Below are 8465 nucleotides of genomic sequence, written 5' to 3'. Positions count from 1 at the left end.
GGCGGGGCCGCCGCTGGCGGGACGGCGGCCGCCGGACGGTCGGTCAGCCGGCGGGCCCGGTCGGCGAGGGCACGCCGCCGCAGCGGGAGCAGCGAACCCGGCGGAAGGCCGAAGCACTCCTCGTAGGAGCCGGTCAGCGACTCGGAGGGGATCCGGCGGCCCGCCTCGATGTCGGAGAAGACGCTGTGCGCGCTGTAGCCGAGCCGCTGGGCGAGCGCCCGCATGGAGAGCCCGCGCTCCAGTCTGAGCCGCCGCAGCGCCGTTCCGAAGTCCTCCCCCGTCAATTCCTCCGGAACCGCCGCCGAAACCGGCCGGACGGTCTTTCCGGACACTCCCGCGAATATCTCCCGGCCGTCACCCGGGAAGGTTCGGCGCCGGCCTCCGGCAGAGTTCTGGACCGCCATGGAATCACCGCATTCCTGAAATAGTGCGCATGCCCTGAAAACCCACGGTCGCCGCCGCCCGGGTGCACCCCCGCCGGGCAATACGGCTCTGACCTCGTCCGATCCCGGTCGAGGCGGAGTGGCCGACACCCCCCGACGGCCGGAGCGGATTCACCCCCCGGGATTCCGGGGACCCTCCGGCCCTGTTTCCGGCGACCCGCCCCCGGGGGCGTCGGAAATATCGGTGACAGCCTTGCGCAATAGTCCCGCAACAGGGATCAGCATGCCCCTCGGCAGCGCCCCCGTCAATGGCGGGTGACACCACCCGAATCCGTTGCGGAATTTCTAGCCGAAGACCGCCCGGCGGAAGGCGTTGCGCAGATCCGTGAGTGGCTGGAAGTCCCGGTCGTAGTGGACCTTGTTGGTGAGCAGCAGCGCCCAGCGGCCGCGTCGGCGGGAGACCCAGACGGCGGTGCCGGTGAAGCCGTAGTGCACGAAGACGCCCTCGGCCGGGTCGGTTCCGGCGGCGCAGAGCCAGGACAGGCCGCGGGCGGGTGCCAGGCCGCCGGTGTGCACCCGCAGCGACTCGGCGATCCACGGCCCGCCCCACGGCGACCCGGCCCCGGCGGGCGGGGCGAGCAGCGCGGTGAGGAAGCGTTCCAGGTCCCGGGCGGTGGAGAAGGCGCCCGCGTTGCCGGAGACGCCGCCGAGCAGCCGGGCCGAGGGGTCGTGCACGACGCCGCACAGCACGGCGCCCGCCGTCCGCTCGTACTCGGTGGGGGCGGGGCGGTCGGCGGATTCGGCGCCGAGCGGGCCGAAGCGGGTGTCGGCCATGGCGAGCGGCCGCCAGGTCCACCGCTCGGCGAGCGCGTCGAGCGGCTCGCCGGCCAGGGACTCCACCAGGTGGCCGAGCAGGACGGCGGCCCGGTCGGTGTACTCGACGGCGGCGCCGGGCGGGCGGTGCAGCGGGGCGGCGAGCACTCCGGCCCGGATCGCCCCCGGATCGCTCCCGTACAGCTCGGCGAACCGGGTGCGCAGCGGCAACCCCGCCGTGTGGGTCAGCAGTTGACGCGCCGTCACCACACCGACGGGGCGGCCGGCGGCGGATGGCCAGTACGCGCCGAGGGGTCGGTCGAGCGGCAGGCCGCCGGCCTGCCACAGGGCTCCGGCGCACGGCCAGAGCGCGACGATCTTGGTGACGCTGGCCAGGTCGAAGACCGTGTCGTGGTCCATCGGCCGCCCGCCGTACGGGCCCCGGCCGAGCACACCGAGGCTGCCGCGGCCCCGGACGCCGTCCGCGTCGCCGACCGACCAGACGCCGCCGGCCCCAGGGGCCCGCAGACCGGCGGCCACCAGTCGCTCCAACGGCCCGCCGGGCGCGGCGAGTTCGGCGAGCTGGGCGAGTGACACCGGTCCGGCCATCCGTGCTGCTCCCCTGTCCCGCGACTGCCCCGCGACCCCTCCCGAGCGGACCCGTCGGGCCCGCTCGGGAGGCTACCCGGCCGGGGCGCGGGTCAGACGGCGAGCACGCCGTCGAACTCCTTGCCGAGGCAGATGCTCTGCTCGTGCTCGCGGTAGAGGCCGAACTTCTCTATCGCCTCGTAGCCCTCGGAGGCGTACAGCGCGACGGCCTCGGGCTGCTCGGTGCCGGTCTCCAGGATGAACCGGGTGCGCCCGGCCTCGGCGGCGGTCCGCTCCAGGCGGCGCAGCACCGCCCGGGCCAGGCCCCGGCCGCGCGCCTCGGGGCGCACGAACATCCGCTTCAGCTCGGCGTCGGTGGCGCGGATGCCGAACGGCGCCTCCCGCTTGGCGCGCCAGCCGCCGCACGCGACCGGCTCGCCGTCCAGGTAGGCGACCAGGAAGAGCCCGGCCGGCGGATCGAAGTGCCCGGGGTGCAGCTCGGTGAGGTCGGCCTCGCCGTAGCGGCGGACGTACTCCTGCTGCACCTCGGCCGCGAGGAGCTGGGCGTCGGGGTGGCCGAAGCCGGTGATCCGGAACTCGATGCCGTCACCCTTCGCGTCGTGCACGAAGGTTTCGCCGGTGGTGGTGGTGCTCTCCATGGTCGCCAAGGGTACGGGCCGGGTTCACGGCGCCTCGGACCGGCCCTCGGACGGGCCTTCGAAGCGGGCGACCAGCGCGTCCTTGCCGAACATCCGGGCGGTGTCGACGGCGGACGGCGTGCCGGCGGACGGGTCGGCGCCGCCGGCGAGCAGCGCGTCGAGGACGTCGTCGGCGCCCTTGAAGACGGCGCCGGCGAGCGGGGTCTGGCCCCGGTCGTTGGCCCGGTTCGGGTCGGCGCCGCGCTCCAGCAGGGCGGTGACGGCAGCGGCGTGGCCGTGGTAGGCGGCGAGCATCAGCAGGGTGTCGCCGCGGTCGTTGGTGAGGTTGGCCGGGGCGCCGGCGTCGACGTACGCGGCGAGGGTGTCGGTGTCGCCGGCCCGGGCGGCGTCGAAGAGCCGGCCGGCCAGGGCGATCACGTCGGCGTCGGGGGTGTCGGTCATGTCTCGGCCTCTCTTCGGGGACGCGCCCCGCGCGGGGCCGTCCGGCGGTGTGGGTGATCGTGCCGGACGCACGGTAGCGCACGGCGCGTGGGCGCGAAGGCCGCCGACCGTTCGGGCGAACTTTCCGGCACGGAGCGGCGACTCCCGGAAACCACCCATTTGACCCGTTCCATCAGCTATTACCTTTTGTCACGATTGTGGCACTTTCCGTGGCACCGTCCCGTCCCCTCCCCGAGGAGCAGACCGTGATCCTCTCGATTTCCGGCATCGTCCTGTTCGGCACCATCGCCTTCCTCTTCTTCCGCAGGGACGGACTCAAGGTCTCCCATGCCCTCGTCTGCGCCCTCTTCGGCTTCTACGTCGCCGGCTCCTCGATCGCACCGAGCATCACCGCGGGCGGCGCCAGCCTCGCCAGCCTGCTCGGCGGCCTCAAGTTCTAGGTCGCCCCCCGCACGGGCCCGGACGCGGATCCCACCGCCCCGGGCCCGGCCGTTTGCCGCACGCCCTTCCCACCGACCGCCCCCACCGACCGTCCCACTCGCCCGGGGAGCCAGCCATGCCGCTCAACCGCCACCACCTCAGCAAGGGCCGCGACCTCGTCCGCACCGCCGGCGACCACGCCTCCGACATGTTCGCGCCGCTCACCGTCATCGGCCGCGGCCTGCGCCACCACGCCGCCTGGGCCAAGGACCGCTGGCAGGCCACCCCGAAGGACCGGCGCGGCCCGACGCTCTTCCTGACCGCCGCGATGCTGATCGGGATCTACCTGCTGCCGCACGGCCTGCTGTTCGCGCTGATCGCGCTGATGGCCAGCGCCGCCTGGGCCGGCCGCGCGCCCAAGGCCCCGCCCGCCCCGCCCGAGCCGGACATCGCCGACGTCAAGCTCACCGCGCTGTACGCCGCGCTCACCCCGTACCTGGCCGGACCGGACGGGCTCGGCCCGCTCTACCACCACGAGGGCGGCCACCGGGACGTCTTCTCCGGCTGGGAGTTCGACGCCGAGGGCCGGCTCGCCCGGCTGGAGATCGCCTACCCGGCGTACTTCACCGACACCGAGCCGGCCGCCCGGGCCCGGATCGAGCAGGTGGTCCAGGGCAAGGCCGGGCGGGCCAGGGAGTACCGCTTCGACTGGGACGAGGAGTCCAACCGGCTGCGGATCGCCGCCCTGGCCCCGCTGCCCACGGACATCGCCGCCCAGCGGTTCGTGACGGCCCCGGGCGAGATCGTGCTGGGCTTCACCGACGCGGACGGCAGCGCCCGCACCATCCCGGTGCACCAGGGCGGGGCGCCGGCCCAGCAGCCGCCGGTGGTCTGGCGCACCGGCCCGCGCTCGGCCGAGCCGCACCTGCTGGCGCTGGGCGTCCGGGGCTACGGCACCTCCAGCCTGATCCGCTCGGTGGCGCTCCAGGCGCTGCCGTTCGCCGACCTGGTGGTGATCGACGGCGCCGGGACCGGCGAACACGCCTGCCTGGTCAACCGGCCCGGCGTGCACACCGTGGAGACCAGCCTGCACGGCGCGCTGGCCGCGCTGCAGTGGGCGGCCCGGGAGACCGAGCGCCGGCTCACCGCGCTGAACACCGCCCGGCACACCGGCGCCGCCCTCCCGGAGGACGTCACCCGGCCGCTGTGGCTGCTGCTCGACCACCCGACCGAGCTGAGCGAGCTGGCGCACGCCGAGGGCCGCCCGGATCCGCAGGACCTGCTGGAGCTGCCGCTGCGGCACGGCCGGGCCGCCCGGGTCACCGTGGTGATCGCCGACGACGTCGAGGCCCGGGACCGGATCTCCCCGAGCGTGCGGGCCACCACCCGGGCCCGGGTGGTGCTCGGCCCGACCGGCCCGGAGGAGGGCCACGCCGCGCTCGGCGTGCCGCTGGACATCGTGCCCGCCACCCGGACCCCCGCCGGGCGCGGCTACGCCCGGATCGGCAACGGCGCCCCGGTCCGCCTCCAGGTGCCGGCCACCGTCGACCCGCTGGACGAGGACGCCCCGGCCGCGCTGCGGGAGGCGGTGATCGCCCTGCTGCCGCACCGCGACACCCGCACCGAGGCGCCCGCCCCGGCCGCGCCCGCCCCATCGGTCCAGCCGCTCCAGCCGCTCCAGGTCGTCCAGCCGCTCCCGGACGGGCCGCCGACCGTCCCGGTGGAGCTCGACCCCGAGCCGCACGCCGGGGTGGACCTCGCCAAGGGCCCGGCCGCGCTACGATTCCGCCCGCTCGCCTGACCGGCGGGCCGCACCCGAACGGGAGGGGCGGCGCGGGCCGCCCGCTCCCCTCCCGGTACGCTCGTCCGGGAACGTCCGCCCGATCACCAGATGTGAAATAGGTGACACCCGGGGTGATATCACCGTCCAGATGTGACAAATCGGGCGCTGATGGGTACAAACAGGGGCGGCACGACAGACGACGCATGTCCCGGGACGGGAATCTTCGTCGGAAGCCGAGCGTTGACCGAACGACGAAGAACAGCGACCACTAGTCCTGTGGGCCATAAGCCCGGGAGGCACGATTCATGAGCGAGCGAGCTCTCCGCGGCACGCGACTCGGGGCCACTAGCTACGAGACCGACCGTGGTATCGATCTGGCTCCCCGCCAGACCGTCGAGTACGCATGTCAGAACGGACACCGATTCGAGGTTCCCTTCTCGGTCGAGGCGGAGATTCCGCAGGCCTGGGAATGCCGCTTCTGCGGTCAGGAGGCGGTGCTCCTCGACGGCGACGAGCCGGAGGAGAAGAAGGTGAAGCCGACGCGCACCCATTGGGACATGCTGATGGAGCGCCGGACGCGCGAGGAGTTGGAGGAGGTGCTGGCCGAGCGGCTGGCCGTGCTCCGCTCCGGTGGGATGAACCTCGCGGTGCACCCGCGGGACACCCGCAAGAGCGCCTGACCCCGCTCCCGCCGACGGGCGGGGGCACGCGAAAAGGGACCCTGGTCACCAGGGTCCCTTTCGCGTTGTCCGCACGACCGGAGGACGGTCAGCCGTTGATCGGCGGCCGGTACGTGGTGTCCGGCCCCTGCGGCCCGGCGCCGGGACCGCTGCCCGGCTCGACCACCTCGCCCTGGATCACCTTGCCGTCCGGCCGGTGGATCCGCAGCTGCTCCTGAAGTCGCATCGCGTCCGCGAGCGGGTCGGCCCCGACGCCCGCCGTGGAGCGCAGCGCCTTGTCGGCGACCCGGCGGCCGCCGGCCCGCCACAGCGCGCGGGTCGGCGGGAACAGCAGGGTCAGCGCCACGGCGTCCGAGAGGAAGCCCGGCAGGATCAGCAGCAGCCCGGCCAGCACGGTCAGGCTGGTGCCGGTCTGCGGCTGCTCCGACTTCGGGTCGCGGGTCTGCTCCAGGGCCGCCGACAGCGCCCGGGCGCCGGCCCGCTTGATCAGCGAGCCGCCGAGCACCGCGCCGGCGATCAGCAGCAGCACCACGGTCAGGCCGCCCAACCACGAGCCGACCTGGACCAGCAGCCAGATCTCCAGCACCAGCCAGGCGGTCAGCAGCAGCGGCAGCACCCGCCGCAGCTTCGAGCGCGGCGCCGGACGGGCGGGGGTAGCTTGCTGGGTCACGGTACGAATCCACTCCAAGCGGTGCTCTGCGCGCCGCACGGGAGGTCCGGGCCGGCTACGGCACCACCTGGTCCAACGGACGACCGGCGGTCTGTGTTCCACGCCGCCGGGCCAGCAGGACGCCTCCCGCGCAGGCGAGCAGGCCGGCCACGGCGAGGGTCCACTCGGGGACGGCGCCGACCCGGTCGGCGACGGTGGTGCCGTCGCGCAGCGGGACGGTCGCGGACAGCTCGGCGGCGGTCAGCTCCTCGGTGCGCTGGACGACGCTGCCGTCCGGGGCGATCACCGCGCTGATGCCGCTGGTCGCGGCGATCAGCACCGCGCGGCCGTGCTCGACGGCGCGCAGCCGGCTCATCGCGAGCTGCTGCTCCGGCTGGCCGGTCTTGGCGTAGGTGGCGTTGTTGGTCTGCACGACGAGGACCCGGGCGCCCTGCTCGACGGTGTCGCGGACGATCTCGTCGTAGGCGACCTCGAAGCAGATGACGTCGCCGATCCGGGCCGGGCCGAGCTGCATGACGCCGTTGTGGTCGCCGGGGTAGAAGTCCCGGGCGACCCGCTGCAGCCGGGTGATGACCTTGGACAGCTGGTCGCGGAACGGCACGTACTCGCCGAACGGCACCGGGTGCTGCTTGGTGTAGGAGGCGCCCGGGCCGGTCACCGGGTCCCAGACGATGCCCTCGTTCTGCACGTGCTGCTCGTCCGGGCCGTCGACCAGGGTGCCGACCAGGGTGGGCACGCCGATCGCCCGGACCGCCTCGTCGATCCGCGCGTAGGCCATCGGGTCGCTGAACGGGTCGAGGTCGGAGGAGTTCTCCGGCCAGATCACGATGTCCGGCTTCTCGGCCCGGCCCGCCTCGATGTCCTCGGCGAGCTTCTCGGTGGCGGCGGCGTGGTTGTTGAGCACCATCATCGGGCGGCCCAGGAAGTCCATGCCGGGGTTGGGCACGTTGCCCTGGATGACCGCGACCTTGACGGTGTCGGCGGGCGCGGTGGGCACCGGCACCAGGTAGCCGGCGAGCAGCGCGGCGACGGCGCCGAGCCCGGCGGCCGCGGCCTGCACCGGACGGCGCGCGGTGCCGCGTCCGGCCACCCGCAGGGCGGCCCAGGCCAGCAGGGTGCCGGAGAGGGCGACGGCGAAGGTCACCAGCGGGGCGCCGCCGAGCGCGGCCAGCGGGGTGTACGGGGTGGCGGTGTTGGCGAAGGCGAGCCGGCCCCACGGGAAGCCGCCGAGCGGCAGCCGGTCGCGGGCCCACTCCTGGGTGATCCACAGGCAGGCGCCCCAGAGCGGCCAGCCGGGCAGCCGGGAGGTGACGGCGAGGCCGGCGCCGAGGACGGCCAGGAACAGCGCCTCGACGACCGACAGGCCGATGGTGGCGTCCCAGCCGATCACCCGCAGCCAGCTGAGCAGCATCAGGAAGAACGGCAGGCCGAAGGCGAAGCCGGTCCAGGCGGCCTGCCGGGCGGTGCGGCCCCGGGTGAGCAGGGAGAGCGCGGCGACGCCGAGGACCGACAGCGGCCACAGGTCGAACGGCGGGAAGGCCAGCGCGAGCAGCAGTCCGGCGAGCGCGGCCAGCCCGGTGCGAGGAAGACCGGCCCGGACCCTGGCGAGGGCGCGGGCGACACGGCCCGGGCCCGGTGCCTCGTCGGGGGTCTCGGGCGCGGTCCCGGACCGCTCCTGGGTGACGGGCATGGCCACCGTCGCACCATCTCTCTCGACGCCGCTCCGCGGGGGGCGCGGGGACGGCTGTTCGGACGCTGTCCGAAGAAGGTACCCCGGAACGACACCCGGTCGTGAGCCAAGGGTCGTATCGGTGCCCGGCGGGCGGCCGTGGGTGCGGAACCGGCCACCCGCCGGTGGCGGGCGCCGCGCGCTACCCGGCGGTGGCCAGGTGGACGGTGCGGCCGCGCACCACGGTGCGCAGGCAGGTGGGCAGCGGCTCGCCGGGGGTGAGGTCGGGCAGGCCGGGGGTGCCGGAGCGCGGGTCGGTGGACCAGCCGGCGACCCGGTCGTCCGGGGCCTGGACGACC

Annotated in this window: 9 protein-coding genes; 3 read left to right on the top strand and 6 right to left on the bottom strand. The window is 74.8% G+C overall.

Translation table 11 applies throughout. The features are described from left to right. The 4 genes from ABD308_RS17385 to ABD308_RS17370 form a co-directional block, all read right to left on the bottom strand. Positions 1 to 332, bottom strand: a 332-nt coding sequence (locus tag ABD308_RS17385; RefSeq protein ID WP_344335321.1) for a helix-turn-helix domain-containing protein, incomplete at its 3' end; no start/stop codon positions are given. A 396-nt stretch (positions 333 to 728) separates the two neighbouring features. After that, entirely contained in the window at positions 729 to 1805 is a 1077-nt protein-coding gene (locus ABD308_RS17380; RefSeq protein ID WP_344335318.1) for a serine hydrolase domain-containing protein, read from the bottom strand. A 92-nt stretch (positions 1806 to 1897) separates the two neighbouring features. After that, positions 1898 to 2443 carry a GNAT family N-acetyltransferase gene (locus tag ABD308_RS17375; protein WP_344335315.1) on the bottom strand — a complete coding sequence of 182 codons (546 nt, stop codon included), beginning with the start codon at positions 2441 to 2443 and terminating at the stop codon, positions 1898 to 1900. A 24-nt stretch (positions 2444 to 2467) separates the two neighbouring features. Next, on the bottom strand, positions 2468 to 2884 hold the full coding sequence (locus ABD308_RS17370) for an ankyrin repeat domain-containing protein (RefSeq protein ID WP_344335313.1): 417 nt from the start codon (positions 2882 to 2884) through the stop codon (positions 2468 to 2470). 245 nt (positions 2885 to 3129) lie between these two features. Here ABD308_RS17370 and ABD308_RS17365 point away from each other — a divergent pair, with 245 nt between their 5' ends. The 3 genes from ABD308_RS17365 to ABD308_RS17355 all read left to right on the top strand — a co-directional run bounded on the left by ABD308_RS17365 (position 3130) and on the right by ABD308_RS17355 (position 5767). Then, on the top strand, positions 3130 to 3324 hold the full coding sequence (locus ABD308_RS17365) for a hypothetical protein (protein WP_344335311.1): 195 nt from the start codon (positions 3130 to 3132) through the stop codon (positions 3322 to 3324). A gap of 116 nt (positions 3325 to 3440) precedes the next feature. Next, on the top strand, positions 3441 to 5105 hold the full coding sequence (locus tag ABD308_RS17360; RefSeq protein ID WP_344335309.1) for a hypothetical protein: 1665 nt from the start codon (positions 3441 to 3443) through the stop codon (positions 5103 to 5105). A 287-nt stretch (positions 5106 to 5392) separates the two neighbouring features. Beyond that, entirely contained in the window at positions 5393 to 5767 is a 375-nt protein-coding gene (locus ABD308_RS17355) for an RNA polymerase-binding protein RbpA (RefSeq protein ID WP_030306127.1), read from the top strand. Positions 5768 to 5855: 88 nt separating this feature from the next. Here ABD308_RS17355 and fxsA read toward each other — a convergent pair whose 3' ends face one another. Together fxsA and lnt are read right to left on the bottom strand one after the other, a co-directional pair. Next, positions 5856 to 6437: an FxsA family membrane protein gene (gene fxsA, locus ABD308_RS17350; RefSeq protein WP_344335306.1), complete on the bottom strand. Its 582-nt coding sequence runs from the start codon at positions 6435 to 6437 to the stop codon at positions 5856 to 5858. A gap of 55 nt (positions 6438 to 6492) precedes the next feature. After that, entirely contained in the window at positions 6493 to 8127 is a 1635-nt protein-coding gene (lnt, locus tag ABD308_RS17345; RefSeq protein WP_344335304.1) for an apolipoprotein N-acyltransferase, read from the bottom strand. Positions 8128 to 8465 lie beyond the last annotated feature (338 nt).

The sequence above is a fragment of the Kitasatospora putterlickiae genome, assembly GCF_039527695.1.
Classification (GTDB): Bacteria; Actinomycetota; Actinomycetes; order Streptomycetales; family Streptomycetaceae; genus Kitasatospora; species Kitasatospora putterlickiae.
The sequence above is the reverse complement of the archived record's forward strand: the minus strand, read 5'-3'. Positions and strand labels throughout refer to the sequence as shown.